This window comes from Mycoplasma sp. 125 (genome assembly GCF_051549845.1).
Taxonomy (GTDB): domain Bacteria; phylum Bacillota_I; class Bacilli_A; order Mycoplasmatales; family Metamycoplasmataceae; genus Metamycoplasma.
The window spans coordinates 404323-420033 of record NZ_CP196079.1; the positions used below are offsets into that span (position 1 = coordinate 404323).

Below are 15711 nucleotides of genomic sequence, written 5' to 3' on the forward strand. Positions count from 1 at the left end.
TTTTATACTAATTTAATAATTGCCATTTTAGCATTATCGCCAGCACGGTTATTAATTTTAATTATTCTTGTATATCCGCCATTTCTTTGGGCGTATTTTGATGCTAGAACATCAAATAAATATTGTAACGAATCTTTGTTTTCAACTTTTGAAGGAATAAGTCTTAAAAATTTAGCTGCTTGTCTTCTGGTTGAAAGGGTATTTTTCTTTCCGAGTGTAATCATCTTTTCTGCATTTGATCTAATTCTTTTAGCTCTTTCAAGAGTGGTTTTAACTTGACCGTTTACCAATAAATCGGTAACTAACGATCTTTCTACATGGTTTCATCATTCAGTATTTCTACGAAATAGTTGTTTTGGGTTAGCCATTATTCTTCTCCCTCATCTGATTTTTTAAGTTGTTCTAGTGAATCTATCGTGGTGTCGCTTTCGAAATCAGCATCATTGCCAATTCTATTTTTTCAATCATTTCTTTTATCAATAATATCTTGAATTGATTTTTTACCTAGGTTTTTAATATTTGCCAATTCTTCATCAGTTAAATTTAATACTTCTTCAATAGTGGTGAATTTTGCTCTTTTTAAAGCATTTTCTGATCTTACTGATAAGCCAAGTTTACTGATTGATACAGATGACTTAATTTCCTTATCTTTTTTATCTTTATTTTCTTCGAATAATTCTATCGATTCCAAAGCATCAATATTACCAATGATTTGAAAATGAGCAACAATAATCTTAGCAGCCTGTTCCATCGCATCTTTTGCTGTAATCGTGCAATCGGTTTCTAGTTTAATTTTTAATCTTTCTTCAACTAATTTAGATGAACTATTTAATTCCTCAAAAGAGATTGCACATTTTTTAACAGGACTAAAATCACTATCCATTGCTAAAAATTGACCATTTTTAATATTTGATTCTAATCTTGAACCATATTGACTAATTACATTCTTATTTTCTTCAAAATCAACAAAACCGCGACCTTTTCTTAAAAATAATTCAAATTCTAATGAGCCACCTTTGGCTATATTAGCAATGTATTGATCTTTATTTACTATTTCTAGGCCACTAACCTCAGGAATATCATAAGCATAGATTTCGCCTTCCTTATTGGCCTTAAATGATATTTTTGCTAAGTTATCTTTTTCAAACATTTCTTCATTGTAAACAAAACGGATGCTTCTTATATTTCTAACTAATGTTATCGCATCTTCTTGTAAACCACTAATTGTTTGAAATTCATGTTCGACATTATTGATTTTAATCGCAAATGGAGCAACTGATGTAATAGAAGAAAGTAAAGTTCTTCTTAAAGTAGTCCCCATTGTATTTGCATAACCACGCGATAATGGTTCGATTACAAATGTTGTATTAAAATCATTTACTTTTTCAGCGACTAATTCTTTATAAGTAATTTTTTGAATTTTTTCCATAATATCCCCCTATGTTATCCTTGTAAATCTAAATTATTTTTCTCTTTTAAGAATTTTCTTTGGAGGACGAGTACCATTGTGAGGAGTAGGAGTAACATCCTTAACATCCTTAATTGTAAAACCACTTGTTTCAATTTGCTTGCGAGCTGTTGATTTTCCAGGACCAACACCCTTAACCATAATCGACACTTCCTTTAAACCAAATTCTTTGGCTTTTTCAACAGCAGCAGCTGCGGCTAGGCCAGCAGCATATGGAGTTTTCTTCTTCGTACCTTTATATCCAATTGCCCCCGAAGAAGATCATGCAAAAACATTTCCCTTTAAATCTGAAAAAGAAACAATTGTATTTTGGTATGTTGAGTGAATATGCGCAATACCTTGCGTAACAACTTTTTTGTTTTTCTTAGCCATTATTATTTACCTTTCTTTCCAGCAATCGTTTTTCTTGGGCCTTTTCTTGTTCTTGCATTTTTCTTAGTTGATTGGCCTCTTACTGGCAATCCTTTTCTATGTCTAATACCACGATATGATTTAATTTCCATTAATCTTTTAATATTTAGATTAATTTCTCTCTTTAAATCACCTTCAGTAGTATATTGTTTAGCTTCATCTCTAATGCGTGTTAATTCTTCTTCACTTAATTCTTTAACTCTTTTTTCTCCATCAACATTTGCGGCAGCTAAGATTTGCTTAGCAATTGTTGGACCTATACCAAAAATATATGTTAGAGAAATACGAACTTTTTTATTATTTGGAATTTCTATATTTAAAACTCTAGCCATTTTTTTATCCTTGTCTTTGTTTGTGTTTTGGGTTAATGCAAATTACTCTATTAACGCCGTGTCTTTTAATTATTTTACAGTCTTTGCAAATGCTTTTAATCGATGCTCTAACTTTCATAATTCTCCTTAGTTTTATTTATGGCGAAAAACTATTCTGCCTAACGTTCAATCAAAAGGACTGATTTCAACATCAACCATATCACCGGGAATAAGTTTAATGTTATGTAGAGACATTTTTCCTGAAATATAAGCCTTAATTTCAAGATTATTTTCTAACAAAACATCATAATTTTTTGTTGAATGCATCTTGGTAACTTTACCAGTCATTTTAATAACTTCTTCTTTTTTATCTTTCTTGTTTTTTCCCATTAAATGTTGTCTCCTGATAATATATATGCTTCACCATTATCAATTAATACTGTTTGCTCGTAGTGCGAAGTATTAAAACCTAATGGATCAATAACAGTTCAATTATCTTCTTTAATTAATGTTTTTTTTGACTTTTGTAAAATCATTGGTTCAATACAGATAACCATACCGTTTTTAATAAAATCACCTGTATTTGGAATACCGTCATTATTTATAAGCGGATCTTCATGCAAACTTTTGCCTATACCATGGCCGCAAAATTCATCAGGTGTATAATAGCCTTTTTGACGAATATAATTTCCGATTGCAGCAGATATATCACCAAAGCGTTTACCTACTTTAATTGCATTAAATCCTGCATAAAAAGCGTCTTTTGCAACTTGAATTAATTCCTTATCTTTTTGTGTAATATTGCCAACACCTTTTGTAAAGGCAGAATCAGAATAATATCCTTCCCATACTACCCCGGTATCAATTTTTACAATATCCCCATCCTTAACAACATAATCAGAAGGGATACCATGAATTAATTCTTCATTAACTGAAATACAACAAGTTGCAGGAAAACCATACATATCTAAAAAAGCTGGTTTTCCTCCTCTTTTCTTAATTTCTTTAAAAGCGACGCTATCAATTTCTTTTAAAGAAACGCCTGGTCTTATAAAGTCTCAAAGAATTTTTTTGACTTCTGCCAAGATTGCGCAGGCCTTTTTAATTTTTTGAATTTCGATTTGATTCTTAATTTTTATCATTTCAAGGCCTCTTTAACGTCATCAAACACTTTTTTTAATGATTGATAGCTATTTACTTCTGAAACTATATTCTTTTTTTTATAAAAATCTATTAAACATTTTGTTTGATCGTTATATATCGCAAGACGTTTTAATACTACTTCTTCTTCATCATCAGCTCTTTTGACAACTTCTGTTTTACAATGTTTACAGAATTTGTCATTAGCTGGTGGGAATGATTCTAGGTGATAAATTGTTTTACATGAAGGACAAATTCTACGCTTCGATAAACGTTCAATAATTTGTTCATCGGTAATATTTAATAAAATAACTTGGTCAATATAAATCCCTTTTTTTTCAAGTGTATCTAAAAACTCAGCTTGATCAATCGTTCTTGGAAAACCATCAAGAATAAAAGGTATTTTCTCATTAACTAAGCTAGTTAGTTTATTTTCAACTAGCTGATTAGTTATATTATCATCAACATATTTTCCTGATTCTAATATGTTTTTAATTTTTAGCCCTAATTCTGTTTTATTTTTAATTTCTTGACGAAACATATCACCAGTTGAAAGTTGAAAATACCCAAAATTTTCAACTAATAGCTTAGAAAGAGAACCCTTGCCAGCACCTGGTGCACCTATAAAAATCAAATTAGGCTTCTTAATTTGACATCTTTCTATCATATTAAATCTTCGTCTTCTCCATATACTTCTTTTAATTCTTTAATCATTCGTCTTCTTCGCGCAAGTTCCTGTGATTTATATCTTGCTTGAATTTGTTGAACGGTTTCTGTTGCTGTTGAAACTAGAATCATTATTGATGTTCCACCAAACGCTATTGGTGCAGGCATTCCAAACATTTGTTGAATAAATTGCAATGCCCCCAATATTATTAAATACCCAGCAGAAAAGAATGATAATCTTAACACAGTATTTAATAAATAATTTTCAGTTTGTTCACCCGGTCTAATTCCAGGAATAAACGTACTGCTTTTTGCAAAATCCTCACTAATCTTATCAATTTTAGATTGTTGTATTCCCATTAAAATAGTTAATCCAAATGTTATGATAACAAATAAGAAGAATCCTAATGGTTGTGTTAGTTGAAGATTTGAATAAACTCATTGATAATATCTACTTGTATTAGGATCAAATAACCCTGCAATCAATGTAGGAACAGAAAGAACCATCATTGAAAAAATTACTGACATAATTCCTGCTGGGTTTGCTTTGATAGGTAGATAACTTAATTCTTTTTCCGTTTTAGATAATCCTGCCCCAACTTGTTGAATTGGAATTTTTCTTTCAGCAAGAGTAAATAATATTACAACAAAAATTACTAATAAATACGCCAGTAAATAAACAATAAAGTTTAGTGTTTCCTTTAAAACAACCGAATTATTATTTTTTACTGATGGCATATAGTATTCAAAAGCATGTCTGAAGGTTGGAACTAGTGAGCTAGCAATTCCGACAAAGATAATTAAGCTCGTTCCATTCCCAACACCTTTATTTGTTATTTGTTCTGATAAAAATAAAGAAAAGAATGATCCGGCTACTAACAATAAAGGAAGAATCACTCATTGATAAGCAAAGGTTCCTTTTTCGCCAAGAGACTTAACTAAACTATCAGAAAATCTTATACCAAAATTATCAGTCTGTGGATTTACTAATGCTCTTGTAATCAATATTGCTTGAAATATTGCAAAGAACAATGTAACAGTATAAGTTATAAAATTAATTTTTATTCTACCCAATGGACCTGATTGACTTAAACGATGAACCGCCGGGAATGCTTTTGTTTGCAAAATCATCATTACTAGCGATGAAGAAATAAAAGGTCCAATCCCCAAGGCGACTATGGAGAATCTACGTAATCCACCGCCACCTACCAAGTTTAAGATACCAAAGAAATCACCTTGATTCAATCTGTCTTGATGTGCTAATTCAACACCTGGTAAAGTAATAGTACCAGCTATTAAGAAAAGTGAAATAACAAAAAGAGTAAATAAGATCTTCTTAAAAAGACCATGATTTTTTCATCATTCTGATCACGAGTTTCTTTTTTTAGCAAAAAATTTATCAATCGCTAATTTGCGCTCGAGTCTTTTGTTATATATTTCCTTTTCTACTTTAGATCTTTTAGCCATTATTGAACCTCGATTTTTCCTCCAGCTTTTTCAATAGCTTCTTTAGCTGATTGTGAAAGAGACGGAATTGAAACAGTCAACTTTTTAGTTAGTGTTCCTCTTCCTAAAATTTTAACCGGCAATACTCCCTTGATAAGGTTTTTTGCTATCAATGTTTCATAAGAAACAACTTCATTATTTGCATATTTTTCTTCTAGTGAAGAAATATTAACAATTTGGAATTCAACGTGATTTACATTATTAAAACCACGTTTAGGAATTCTTCTGAATAGTGGTAATTGTCCACCTTCAAAACCTAGTCTAACTGTACTTCTTTTTGTTTGTCCACTTTGTCCTCTACCAGCTTGTTTCCCTTTACCGGCAGCATGACCACGTCCGACACGATGTTTTTCTTTACGAGCGCCAGGTGTTGCTTTTAATGTATGTAATTTCATAAATAACACTCCTTAATATTATATTATTTAGCTAATAAATGCTTTACATCAATGTCACGTAGTTTAGCAATTTCTTCAACTGTTTTAATCTTCTTAAGTGCATTAACTGTGGCATGAACAATATTGTGTTTTGTTCTTGAACCATATGTTTTTGTAGAAATATCGGTATAACCAGCTAATTCTACAACAGCACGCACTGTATTAGAAGCAATAATACCAGCACCTTTAGGAGCAGGACGTAGTTGTACTTTTGAAGCTAGGAATTTTTCTTTTATTTCGTGTGGAATGGTTCCGTTAACTATAGGAACGTTGAATACATTTTTTTGTGCATCTTTAACTGCTTTTTTAATAGCATCTTGAACTTCATTTGCTTTTCCGTGTCCAAATCCAACTTTACCTTTTTTATCGCCGACAACAACATATGCTGAAAATGAAAATCTTCTTCCACCCTTAACAACGGTTGTAACTCTGGCAATATCAATAACTTTTTCTTCAAAAATCTTAGCTGCAGGAGTTGCACTAAATTGTTTCTTGGGAGCAAAAGCTTTTCGTTCAGTAGTTGCTTTATTATTTTCTTTTATTTCTGATTTTTTAATAGGTGAAACTACCTTAGTTTCCTTAGCTACTTCAGTATTTTCTTTCTTTAATTCTTCAGCCATTAGAACTTAATCCCTTCTTCTCTTAATGTGTCTGCAAATGCTGCTAATTTACCATGATAAATATAGCCTGAACGGTCAAAAACGATTTCAGAAACATTTACTTCTTTTAGTTTTAGAGCAAATTGCTTTGCTACCATTTTTACTGCCTCAATATTATTCCCTTTTTCAGATAATTGTCTAGTTGAAAATGAAGCTAATGTTGTATGTGTTTCATCATTAACTGCTTGTGCATAAAAGTTATGTAATGATTTAAATACAACAACACGTGGTCTTTGTGAAGTACCTTTTGCTAATTTATTAGTAATTTTTAAATGTTTAACTTTACGTCTTTCATTTCTTGATAACATAATTTTTTACCTATTTTTTAACTACTTAGCAGCAGTTTTTCCTTCCTTACGTCTAATAACTTCATCTTTGTACATAATTCCCTTACCTGAATATGGGCTTGGACGTCTAATATCTCTTATATTTGCAGCAAATTCTCCAACAGCTTGTTTATCAATACCAGAAATTATAATATTAGTTGGTTTTGGTACCTCAATTTTTAGATTTGATGGAATTGCCTTAACTACACTGTGCGAATATCCGGCAATTATTTCGATTTCATTTCCCTTAAGTGTTGCTTTGTAACCAACACCCTTAATTTCGATTTCTTTTTTATAACCTTTTGAAACTCCGATTAACATATTACTAATAATAGCGTTTGTTGTACCATGCAATTGCTTTGTAGTTTTTTCTTCATTAGCTCTTAAAGTTTTAATTTCATTATTTTCAATAATAACAGAAATTAATGGTGAAAATGTATATTCTAATTGGCCTAAATTACCTTTAATAACAATATGGTTTTTTGATAAATTTATTTCAACACCTTGAGGAATAGATAAAACTCTTTTTCCAATTCTTGACATAGTTTAAATCCTTAAATCTAAGTAAGTTCTATCAAATAAAGGCAATAACTTCGCCACCTAAGTTAGCTTTTCTTGCTTCTTTATCAGTTAATAGACCTTTTGATGTTGAGATAATTGCTGTACCATATCCACTTAAAACACGAGGTAATTTGTCAGCTGATGAATATACTTTTAAACCTGGTTTAGAAACTCTTTTAATATCTGTAATTGCAGATAGATTTTGATTCATTCCTTTGTATTTTAAAGTAATTTTAATTTCTTTAAAACCTTTTGGTGAGGTAATGATTTCATATGAAGTAATATAACCTTCTCTTGTAAAAATTTCTAAGATTTTTTCTTTTTTAGTTGAGTGAGGAACTAGAACTTCATGATACTTTCTTGAAATAGAATTTTTAATTCTAACAAACATATCTGCTATTGGGTCTGTAATAATAGCCATAATTATCAACTCGCTTTCTTTACGCCAGGAATCTTTCCTTCGTGTGCTAATTCTCTAAAACAAATTCTACAAATTTTATATTTACGTAACACTGCATGAACACGACCACAAATTTGACAACGTGTGTATTTTCTAACTGAAAATTTTGGTTCACGTTCAGCTTTAATCATTAACGCTTTTCTTGCCATACAAATTCTCCTTAATTAGTACCTTTTGCAAATGGAATTCCAAGTTTCTTTAATAATGCAAATGCTTCTTTATCTGAATTTGCACTGGTTACAAGAATAATATCCATACCTTTTAACTTACGAATTTTATCAAATGAAATTTCTGGGAAAATAATTTCTTCTTTAATACCAATCGCGTAGTTACCACGACCATCAAAACTTTTTAAGCTTGTACCATTAAAGTCACGTACACGAGGTAAAGCAATATTAATTAATTTAGTTAAAAATGATCACATTCTTTCACGTCTTAATGTTACTTTTCCACCCATTGGCATACCTTCACGCAATTTTCAAGATGCCAATGATTTTTTTGCCACTGTTTGATATGGTTTTTGTCCAGTTATTTGGCTTAATTCCACCATAACCTCTTCAATAGCTTTTGAGTTTGATACTTCATTTCCGGCTGTCATATTAATAACAATTTTTTGTAAACGCGGAGCTTGCATAATTGATGAGTAACCAAATTCTTTAACTAATTCAGGGCGAACTTGCTCTAAATATTTTTTTTCTAATTCTAATTTAGCCATTTTCTATTTCTCCTTATTTACTTATATAACCTTATTAACTTTTTTCATAACTCTTTGTTTTTTACCGGTCTTAGCATCAACTTTAAATCCTATTTTTGTTCCAATTGACTTTTGGCCTTGCGCACCTTTTTTTGCTAGGTATGCTACATTGGAAATATGAATAGGAAATTCTCTCTTTTCAATTTTTCCTTCAGTATTTTCTTGTGAAGGTTTATGGTGTTTGGTTTTCATGTTAATTTCTTTTAGAACAACGGTTTGTTTCTTGGCATTTGTTGATAAAACTGATGCAAATCTACCTTTTTCTTTTCCTGAAATAACTAAAACAATATCATTTTTTCTAATTTTAGCTTGAGACATTATAAAACCTCCGGAGCTAATGAAATTATTTTTAAATATCCTTTTTCACGAAGTTCTCTCGCTACAGGACCAAATACCCGAGTACCTCTCATAGTACCATCTTCTTTAATTAAAACCACAGCATTATCATCAAATCTAATGTATGAACCATTTTCTCTTGCAATGCCTCTTTTTGTTCTAACAATAACTGCTTTTAAAACTTGACCTTCTTTAACCACACCATTAGGGATTGCCTTTTTAACAGTAACAACAACAATGTCACCAATATTTGTGCTTCTTACAACCGAACCACCAAGGTTCTTAATAATCATTACTTCTTTGGCACCAGAATTATCAGCTACATTACATCTCGAAAATTCACTAAGCATTTTCGTTTCCTCCGATAGCGTGTGATTTAATCTCAACTAATCTAAAGTGTTTAGTTTTTGAAAGTGGTCTTGTTTCTTGTATTTCAACAACATCACCAATTTTTGCTTCATTTTTTTCATCATGAACAGCAAATTTCTTAGATACTTTGAAACGCTTTGAGTATAATGGGTGTTTTGCATATGTTTCAACCATAACAGTAATAGTTTTTTCATTCTTAGTACTAATTACAGTTCCAACAAGCTTCTTACGATGATTTTCTCTAACTTGTTCCATTATTTATCTCCTTCTTCCTTTTTGGCATTTATAGCAGTCAAGGTTCTAGCAATATCTTTTTTAACTAAATTAATTTTGTGGGTTTGGTCTAATTGACGAGTCGCATTTTTGAAGTGTAGAGAAAATAATTCTGCTCTTAATTCTGCTAATAAAGTTTTTAGTTCTTCAACTGTTTTTTTCTTTAATTCAGTATATGACATAATTATTTTTCTCCTTCCGATTGATATGTAGCATCTCTAGAAACAATTTTTCAGGTAACAGGCAACTTGTGACCACCTAATCTTAAAGCGTCTTTCATAGTATCAGTTTGGTTTCCCATAACTTCAAACATCACTGTTCCTTCTTTAACAACTGCAAATCATTGATCAGGACTACCTTTACCAGATCCCATACGAACACCAATAGGTTTAGATGTTTTTGACATATGTGGAAATATCTTGATAATAACCTTACCTTCACGACCCATACGACGAGTAATAGCGATACGAGCTGCTTCAATTTGTCTTGCACTGATTCATGCTGATGAGGTTGATTTTAAACCAAACTCACCAAATGAAACTGTGTTATTACGATGTGCTTTAGTTTTATCATGGCGGATACGAAACATTTTTCTATGTTTAGTTCTCTTTGGTTGAAGCATGTTTTTCACCGCCCTTTCTAATAACTCTCGGTCTTCTTTCAGTTTTATTTGATTCCAAAGCACTAACTTGTGCTTTTCCGTTTTCTAAAATTTCACCTAATGAAACTCAAACCTTAATACCCAAGATACCATATGTTGTTTTAGCCTTAGCAACAGCATAATCTACATCTTGTCTTAAAGTATGCAATTTCATTTCACCTTCGGTATATCCTTCCGTTCTAGCCATATCAACACCATTTAAACGGCCAGATACAGAGGTTTTAATACCCTTAGCTCCTGCTTTCATAGCACTTTTGATAGCAAATTTTTGTGCTAATCTGAAGCTTCCCCGATTTTCTAATTTAACAGCAATGCCTTCTGCTAATAGTCTTGCATTTAAGTCGGGATTTTTTAGTTCTATTACATCAATAGTAATATTAATTTTTTTATTTCTTAGTTCTTTTTTAAGAGCTAATGTTATAGCTTTAATATTATCACCATTTGTTCCTAATAAGGCAGCTGGTTTAGCTGTATATACATAAACAATAATATTACTGTTTTGGTTTCTCTTAATTTGAACATTGCCAATTAAATATTCACGAACCTTTTTATCAAAGAAATCATAAATTTTTTGATCTTCTAATAAGAACTTAGCAAAATCTTGCTTGTCTGAATATCAAACAGTATTATGCGGTTTTGTTATACCAAAACGAAAACCATTTGGATTAACTTTTTGACCCATATTATTTTGCCTCCTTATTTAGTTCGTCTGTATTTAATTCCATTAATTCAACATAAAAGTGACTAGTTCTTTTTAAAATTGGGTATGCTCTGCCACGTGAGTGAGGTTGAAATCTTTTTAATGTAGGACCTTCATTTACTAAAATTTTTGAAACTACTAATTTAGTAGCATCTAAACCAAAATTATTTGTTGCATTAGCAATCGCTGAATTTAAAAGTTTAAGAATAATTTCTGAAGCCTTTTTGTATGTTGTTTGCAAAATGATTAATGCTTGTGTAGCTGATTTATAGCGAATTAAATCTGCTACTAATCTAGCTTTTCTCGCACTAATTCTTTGCATTTTAACTGATGCCTTAACTATTTGTGCCATATTATTTCTTTCCTTTAGCCTTATCAGCACCGTGACCATTAAATGTTCTTGTTGGTGCGAATTCACCTAATTTGTGGCCGACCATATCATTTGTTACAAAGACATCAAGAAATGCATGACCATTGTGAACTTGAAATGTTAAACCAATAAATTCAGGATAAATTGTTGAACGTCTTGATCAGGTTTTGATTGGACGCTTTGGTGCTTTATTTTCAATAATAGCAACCACTTTTTTCATTAAGTGATCATCAACAAAGGGCGCTTTCTTTAATGAACGAGACATTATTTACTTTCCTTTCTTCTTCTAATAATAAATTGGTTAGATGATTTTTTAGTTGCTCTAGTTTTAACACCCAGAGCTTTTTTACCTCATGGAGTCATTGGTGATTTTCTACCAATAGGTTGTTTACCTTCACCACCACCATGTGGGTGATCATTAGGGTTCATGGCTGAACCTCTAACTGTAGGTCTAATTCCTCTCAATCTATTTCTACCAGCTTTACCGATATTAACTAATGAGTGTTCTTCATTTCCAACTTCACCGATTGTAGCGCGGCATACACCTAGAACTTTTCTCACTTCGCCAGATTTTAGTCTTAAGATAACGTATTTTCCTGATTCATCCTTACCTAAAATTTGCGCTGAACTTCCAGCAGAACGAGCAATAATTCCACCTTGTTTAGGTTGTAATTCGATATTGTGAACAAATGTACCTTCTGGAATATTTCCAAGTGGTAAGTTATTTCCTATTTGTATATCTACATGTTCTCCTGAAATAACTTTTTGTCCAACCTTAATATTTTTTGGACTGATAATATATCTCTTTTCTCCATCACGATAAACAATTAAAGAAATATTGGCTGATCTGTTTGGATCATATTCGATTGTTTTAACAATAGCCTCAATTCCATCCTTGTTATATCTTTTGAAGTCAATAATACGATAAAATCTTTTTAATCTGCCACCGTGGTGACGAGTTGTAATTTTACCTTGATTATTTCTTCCGGAATGTGTTGGAAGTGCCACAAGCAATGATTTTTCTGGTTTATGTCCAGTTAAATTTGCTTGATAGTCAAGAGAAGACATATTACGACGACCATTTGTATAAGCTTTAAATTTTTTAATAGCCATTGTCTTCTTTTCTCCATTTCTTAAAAATATTTGTTTGTATAATATTTATCTTTTAAGAATCTAAATTATTATTTTTAAAAATTAATCTTATAGTTTTTGTTTTATCGAGATTAATTATTTTGATTCTGTTTCTTGCTTAATTTCTTCTGCTTTTTCTTCAGACTTTTGCGTTTTTGCTTCTGCAGCTCTTTTAATTTTTTCTGCTGCTTTTAGTTCGGCTTCTGATATTTGTTTAACTGTTTCGACATTTTCAGACTTCATTTCAGTTTCTTTTGCCTTCTTTGCTTCTTTAGCTTCTTCAGCAAATAAAACAATCTTTGAATCTTTGTCTAAAAACACAACAGCCTTCTTAACGGCATTTTTAAACCCTGCAAATCTACCTAATTTAGCTGGTTTTTTATCATAATTAATGATATTAACTTTTTCAACTTTAACATCAAAGATAAATTCAACAGCTTTTTTAACTTCAATTTTGTTTGTTCTTCTGTCAACCACAAATGTATAGACATTTTGATTAGATCTAGCAATTTCTGATTTTTCAGTTAAAACTGGATATTTAATAACATGATTAATATTCATTATTTTGCCATCCCTTCTAAGAACTTAACATCTTCCTTGCTAATCACTAAAACATCAGCAGCTACTAATGATTCGATTGACAATGATGTAACCTTGTTTACATTAACATTTGGTAAATTTTTAGCCGACTTATAAATGGTTTCATTTGAAGAAACTATTAGAATATTGTTTAATCCAATTAGATTATCCTTATTTAATTCAACTAATAAGGCTCTAGTTGAAATACTTTCTAGTTCGTATTCTCTAACTAAAACAGAATTTGCATTTGCTAGCATTGTTAATGCTGAGAATAAAGCATTTTTTCTAGCTTTTTTATTAATTTTAAGATTGTAATTTCTTTCGGTTGTTGGTCCAAATGCTCTACCGCCACCAACAAAGATCGGACTTCTTAATGACCCAGCACGAGCATTACCTGTATGTTTTTGTGGTCATGGTTTTTTGCCTGTTCCACTAACTTCACCACGTGATTTAACCTTATGAGTAGCCAGACGTTTTGAGCCTCTTTCTACCAAAATAGCGTCAAAAACTGATTGAGTATGTATCTTTTCTAATCCAAACACACTCTTTGGCAATTCAAAATCACTTTCTTCCATTTTTTTAGCTGGTGATGCTGGTTTATCAACTAAATTTTCTTTTTCAATAAACTCGATAGCATCCTTGCTTTCAACTTTAGCTTCAATAACTCTGTTAGCAATAATTCTAGCCTTTTCTACATCAACACTACCACTATATGCTCCATTACGGTGAAATCATACTCTAGTACTATTCTTAGATTTTTCGCTAACATTAATGAATTCATTAACGGCATCAATAAATTCAGCAAAATTTCCTGAAACTTTTTCTTTTGCTTTTTTGAAATTAAATGATATGTTTCGGTCTTTATCAAACTTTTCTGAGATATAGTATTTATCAACAATTGTAGACATAATTATTTATCCCCTTCTGTAGCTTCTTCAAGAGCTTTCTTCATTTCGTTTAATGACATATCCATATTTAATTCAAGATTATATTTCTTAGCTTGTTCAAAAATTTCATTCTTTGCTAATGTTTCTTTTAAATTAACTAATTTAATTTCAGCTTTCTTTTGAACTGATTTCTTAGCATTTTTAATAACCAACAAAGCGCCTTTTGCTCCAGGAACACTGCCTTTAATAATTAATAAGTTATTTTCTGCTTCAATTTTTACAATTTCTAAATTTTGAATTGTAACTTGTTCAGCTCCAAGGTGACCAGGCATTGTCATACCTTTTCAAACTCTATTACCAGATATATCACCAATAGAACCGGTTTGTCTTATAGGTTGCGAACCACCACCACCACCATGTGATTTAGGACCAATATGTTGGTTTCATCTCTTAATGGTTCCGGCAAAACCTTTTCCTTTTGAAATAGCCGTAACATCAACCACATCTCCGCCTTCAAAAATTGAGGCATCTAATGTTTCACCTAAGTTAAATCCGGCCATATTACGGATTTCTTTTACGAATCGCTTAGGTGTTGTATTTGCTTGCTTGAAATAATTTACTTCAGGTTTCTTAATTTGAGATTTTTTCTTATCTTCTAAACTAAGTTGTGTTGCAATATAACCGTTTTTTTCTTCGGTTAAAATTTTGGTAACAACATTTGGTTTAACTTCAACAATAGTTACAGGTATTAACTTACCTTCGCTAGTGAATAGTTGAGTCATTCCAACTTTTCTTCCTAAGATTCCTTTCATTTTTATCCTTTCATTTTTTTAAAAAATCGGTGCCACATATACGTATATATTTTAAAAAAAATAATATCTGTATTATGCTACAGATTTAACGCTAATTTGAACACCAGCAGGCAATTCAAGTCTTTTTGCTTTATCAATTAGTGTTTCGCTAACATTTGACAAAACAATTAGACGTTTATGAGTTCTGCTTTCGAATTGTTCACGAGATTTTTTGTTAACATGAACAGATCTTAAAATGGTAACAATTTCTTTTCTTGTAGGTAGAGGAATTGGACCACTTACCATAGCCTTCTCAGCTTTCGCTAGAAGTATAACCTTTTTAGCAGCATCATCTACTAAACTAGCTTCAAAGGCTTTGATTTTAATTTCTAATTTTGCCATTGTTTGTTCTCCTTCTTCATTATATGAAGCACTCCGCATAAGTTCTCGATAACCAAGATGAACAACTAAGCTCGGTATATCGTAACCTTATGCTTCTTTGCATAGCTGCTAATTTATTATACCAAAAACATTTTTTTTGTAATTTTTTTAAACTTTTTTCATATAAAACACTAGAAACTGGGCAACAAGATAATGAATTTATTTTTTATTTTTTAACAAATAATTTTTTTTATAATATAATTTAACTTGCTAATGTAAATTGGAGGGGTAGCGAAGCGGCCAAACGCGGGTGGCTGTAACCCACTTCCTCACGGTTCGGGGGTTCGAATCCCTCCCCCTCCACCATTTTGCCCTTTAGCCAAGTGGAAAGGCAGCGGTTTTTGGTACCGCCATCCGTTAGTTCGAATCTAACAAGGGCAGCCATATCATTAGTTGATTATTTAATCAAACATGACTAGTAAACTCGAGTATTTTAACTTGAGTTTTTTTGTTTAAACAAAACAAAAAGCTCAAACC

29 protein-coding genes and 2 tRNA genes are annotated in these 15711 nt (G+C 31.3%); 2 read left to right on the forward strand and 29 right to left on the reverse strand.

Translation table 4 applies throughout. The features are described 5' to 3' along the window. Positions 1-2 precede the first annotated feature (2 nt). The 29 genes from rplQ to rpsJ all read right to left on the reverse strand — a co-directional run bounded on the left by rplQ (position 3) and on the right by rpsJ (position 15195). On the reverse strand, positions 3-368 hold the full coding sequence (gene rplQ, locus ACSH4Z_RS01675) for a 50S ribosomal protein L17 (protein WP_438340880.1): 366 nt from the start codon (positions 366-368) through the stop codon (positions 3-5). After that, on the reverse strand, positions 368-1429 hold the full coding sequence (locus tag ACSH4Z_RS01680) for a DNA-directed RNA polymerase subunit alpha (protein WP_438340881.1): 1062 nt from the start codon (positions 1427-1429) through the stop codon (positions 368-370). Before ACSH4Z_RS01680 ends, rplQ begins: the two co-directional genes overlap by 1 nt. Positions 1430-1462: 33 nt before the next feature. Beyond that, positions 1463-1840, reverse strand: a complete 378-nt coding sequence (gene rpsK / locus ACSH4Z_RS01685; RefSeq protein ID WP_438340882.1) for a 30S ribosomal protein S11 — start codon at positions 1838-1840, stop codon at positions 1463-1465. A gap of 2 nt (positions 1841-1842) precedes the next feature. Then, a complete protein-coding gene (rpsM, locus tag ACSH4Z_RS01690; protein ID WP_438340883.1) occupies positions 1843-2211 on the reverse strand; it encodes a 30S ribosomal protein S13 in 369 nt (122 codons plus the stop codon). 4 nt (positions 2212-2215) lie between these two features. Next, a complete protein-coding gene (gene rpmJ / locus ACSH4Z_RS01695) occupies positions 2216-2329 on the reverse strand; it encodes a 50S ribosomal protein L36 (protein ID WP_438340884.1) in 114 nt (37 codons plus the stop codon). A 14-nt stretch (positions 2330-2343) separates the two neighbouring features. After that, complete coding sequence (infA, locus tag ACSH4Z_RS01700; protein ID WP_438340885.1) at positions 2344-2580, reverse strand: translation initiation factor IF-1; 237 nt, start codon at positions 2578-2580, stop codon at positions 2344-2346. Beyond that, positions 2580-3332, reverse strand: a complete 753-nt coding sequence (gene map, locus ACSH4Z_RS01705; RefSeq protein WP_438340886.1) for a type I methionyl aminopeptidase — start codon at positions 3330-3332, stop codon at positions 2580-2582. The genes infA and map overlap by 1 nt, the downstream gene beginning before the upstream one ends. Beyond that, positions 3326-3997, reverse strand: a complete 672-nt coding sequence (locus ACSH4Z_RS01710) for an adenylate kinase (protein ID WP_438340887.1) — start codon at positions 3995-3997, stop codon at positions 3326-3328. Before ACSH4Z_RS01710 ends, map begins: the two co-directional genes overlap by 7 nt. Then, positions 3991-5463, reverse strand: a complete 1473-nt coding sequence (gene secY, locus ACSH4Z_RS01715; protein ID WP_438340888.1) for a preprotein translocase subunit SecY — start codon at positions 5461-5463, stop codon at positions 3991-3993. The genes ACSH4Z_RS01710 and secY overlap by 7 nt, the downstream gene beginning before the upstream one ends. Beyond that, entirely contained in the window at positions 5463-5897 is a 435-nt protein-coding gene (gene rplO / locus ACSH4Z_RS01720) for a 50S ribosomal protein L15 (protein ID WP_438340889.1), read from the reverse strand. The genes secY and rplO overlap by 1 nt, the downstream gene beginning before the upstream one ends. 23 nt (positions 5898-5920) lie before the next feature. Continuing rightward, positions 5921-6556, reverse strand: a complete 636-nt coding sequence (rpsE, locus tag ACSH4Z_RS01725; RefSeq protein WP_438340890.1) for a 30S ribosomal protein S5 — start codon at positions 6554-6556, stop codon at positions 5921-5923. Further along, positions 6556-6903: a 50S ribosomal protein L18 gene (rplR, locus tag ACSH4Z_RS01730; protein WP_438340891.1), complete on the reverse strand. Its 348-nt coding sequence runs from the start codon at positions 6901-6903 to the stop codon at positions 6556-6558. Before rplR ends, rpsE begins: the two co-directional genes overlap by 1 nt. Positions 6904-6924: 21 nt before the next feature. Next, a complete protein-coding gene (rplF, locus tag ACSH4Z_RS01735) occupies positions 6925-7464 on the reverse strand; it encodes a 50S ribosomal protein L6 (RefSeq protein WP_438340892.1) in 540 nt (179 codons plus the stop codon). Between the two features lie 28 nt (positions 7465-7492). Continuing rightward, on the reverse strand, positions 7493-7903 hold the full coding sequence (gene rpsH, locus ACSH4Z_RS01740) for a 30S ribosomal protein S8 (RefSeq protein WP_438340893.1): 411 nt from the start codon (positions 7901-7903) through the stop codon (positions 7493-7495). Positions 7904-7905: 2 nt separating this feature from the next. Continuing rightward, a complete protein-coding gene (locus tag ACSH4Z_RS01745) occupies positions 7906-8091 on the reverse strand; it encodes a type Z 30S ribosomal protein S14 (protein ID WP_004417000.1) in 186 nt (61 codons plus the stop codon). An 11-nt stretch (positions 8092-8102) separates the two neighbouring features. Continuing rightward, on the reverse strand, positions 8103-8657 hold the full coding sequence (gene rplE, locus ACSH4Z_RS01750) for a 50S ribosomal protein L5 (protein ID WP_438340894.1): 555 nt from the start codon (positions 8655-8657) through the stop codon (positions 8103-8105). A gap of 21 nt (positions 8658-8678) precedes the next feature. Continuing rightward, entirely contained in the window at positions 8679-9014 is a 336-nt protein-coding gene (rplX, locus tag ACSH4Z_RS01755; protein WP_438340895.1) for a 50S ribosomal protein L24, read from the reverse strand. Next, positions 9014-9382 (reverse strand): 50S ribosomal protein L14, encoded by a 369-nt coding sequence (gene rplN, locus ACSH4Z_RS01760; protein ID WP_438340896.1) that lies wholly within the window; start codon positions 9380-9382, stop codon positions 9014-9016. The genes rplX and rplN overlap by 1 nt, the downstream gene beginning before the upstream one ends. Continuing rightward, positions 9375-9656 carry a 30S ribosomal protein S17 gene (rpsQ, locus tag ACSH4Z_RS01765; protein WP_438340897.1) on the reverse strand — a complete coding sequence of 94 codons (282 nt, stop codon included), beginning with the start codon at positions 9654-9656 and terminating at the stop codon, positions 9375-9377. Before rpsQ ends, rplN begins: the two co-directional genes overlap by 8 nt. Further along, positions 9656-9856, reverse strand: a complete 201-nt coding sequence (rpmC, locus tag ACSH4Z_RS01770) for a 50S ribosomal protein L29 (protein ID WP_438340898.1) — start codon at positions 9854-9856, stop codon at positions 9656-9658. The genes rpsQ and rpmC overlap by 1 nt, the downstream gene beginning before the upstream one ends. Positions 9857-9858: 2 nt before the next feature. Continuing rightward, the gene (rplP, locus tag ACSH4Z_RS01775; RefSeq protein WP_438340899.1) at positions 9859-10296 is read right to left on the reverse strand and encodes a 50S ribosomal protein L16; all 438 of its coding nucleotides are present in this window, start codon (positions 10294-10296) and stop codon (positions 9859-9861) included. After that, positions 10274-11017 carry a 30S ribosomal protein S3 gene (gene rpsC, locus ACSH4Z_RS01780; RefSeq protein ID WP_438340900.1) on the reverse strand — a complete coding sequence of 248 codons (744 nt, stop codon included), beginning with the start codon at positions 11015-11017 and terminating at the stop codon, positions 10274-10276. Before rpsC ends, rplP begins: the two co-directional genes overlap by 23 nt. 1 nt (position 11018) lies before the next feature. After that, on the reverse strand, positions 11019-11387 hold the full coding sequence (rplV, locus tag ACSH4Z_RS01785; RefSeq protein WP_438340901.1) for a 50S ribosomal protein L22: 369 nt from the start codon (positions 11385-11387) through the stop codon (positions 11019-11021). Position 11388: 1 nt separating this feature from the next. Next, on the reverse strand, positions 11389-11670 hold the full coding sequence (gene rpsS / locus ACSH4Z_RS01790; protein ID WP_438340902.1) for a 30S ribosomal protein S19: 282 nt from the start codon (positions 11668-11670) through the stop codon (positions 11389-11391). After that, complete coding sequence (rplB, locus tag ACSH4Z_RS01795; RefSeq protein ID WP_438340903.1) at positions 11670-12518, reverse strand: 50S ribosomal protein L2; 849 nt, start codon at positions 12516-12518, stop codon at positions 11670-11672. The genes rpsS and rplB overlap by 1 nt, the downstream gene beginning before the upstream one ends. Before the next feature lie 114 nt (positions 12519-12632). Then, positions 12633-13097, reverse strand: coding sequence for a 50S ribosomal protein L23 (rplW, locus tag ACSH4Z_RS01800; protein WP_438340904.1), 465 nt, complete (start codon positions 13095-13097; stop codon positions 12633-12635). Next, entirely contained in the window at positions 13097-14023 is a 927-nt protein-coding gene (gene rplD, locus ACSH4Z_RS01805; RefSeq protein ID WP_438340905.1) for a 50S ribosomal protein L4, read from the reverse strand. The genes rplW and rplD overlap by 1 nt, the downstream gene beginning before the upstream one ends. A 2-nt stretch (positions 14024-14025) precedes the next feature. Continuing rightward, positions 14026-14814, reverse strand: a complete 789-nt coding sequence (rplC, locus tag ACSH4Z_RS01810; RefSeq protein WP_438340906.1) for a 50S ribosomal protein L3 — start codon at positions 14812-14814, stop codon at positions 14026-14028. Positions 14815-14886: 72 nt separating this feature from the next. Continuing rightward, positions 14887-15195 carry a 30S ribosomal protein S10 gene (gene rpsJ / locus ACSH4Z_RS01815; RefSeq protein WP_438340907.1) on the reverse strand — a complete coding sequence of 103 codons (309 nt, stop codon included), beginning with the start codon at positions 15193-15195 and terminating at the stop codon, positions 14887-14889. 261 nt (positions 15196-15456) lie between these two features. On the opposite strand from rpsJ, the gene ACSH4Z_RS01820 reads away from it, so the two are divergent. Both ACSH4Z_RS01820 and ACSH4Z_RS01825 read left to right on the forward strand, forming a co-directional pair. Next, positions 15457-15540, forward strand: a tRNA-Tyr gene (locus ACSH4Z_RS01820). 3 nt (positions 15541-15543) lie between these two features. Further along, a tRNA-Gln gene (locus ACSH4Z_RS01825) sits at positions 15544-15618 on the forward strand. Positions 15619-15711: the final 93 nt, after the last annotated feature.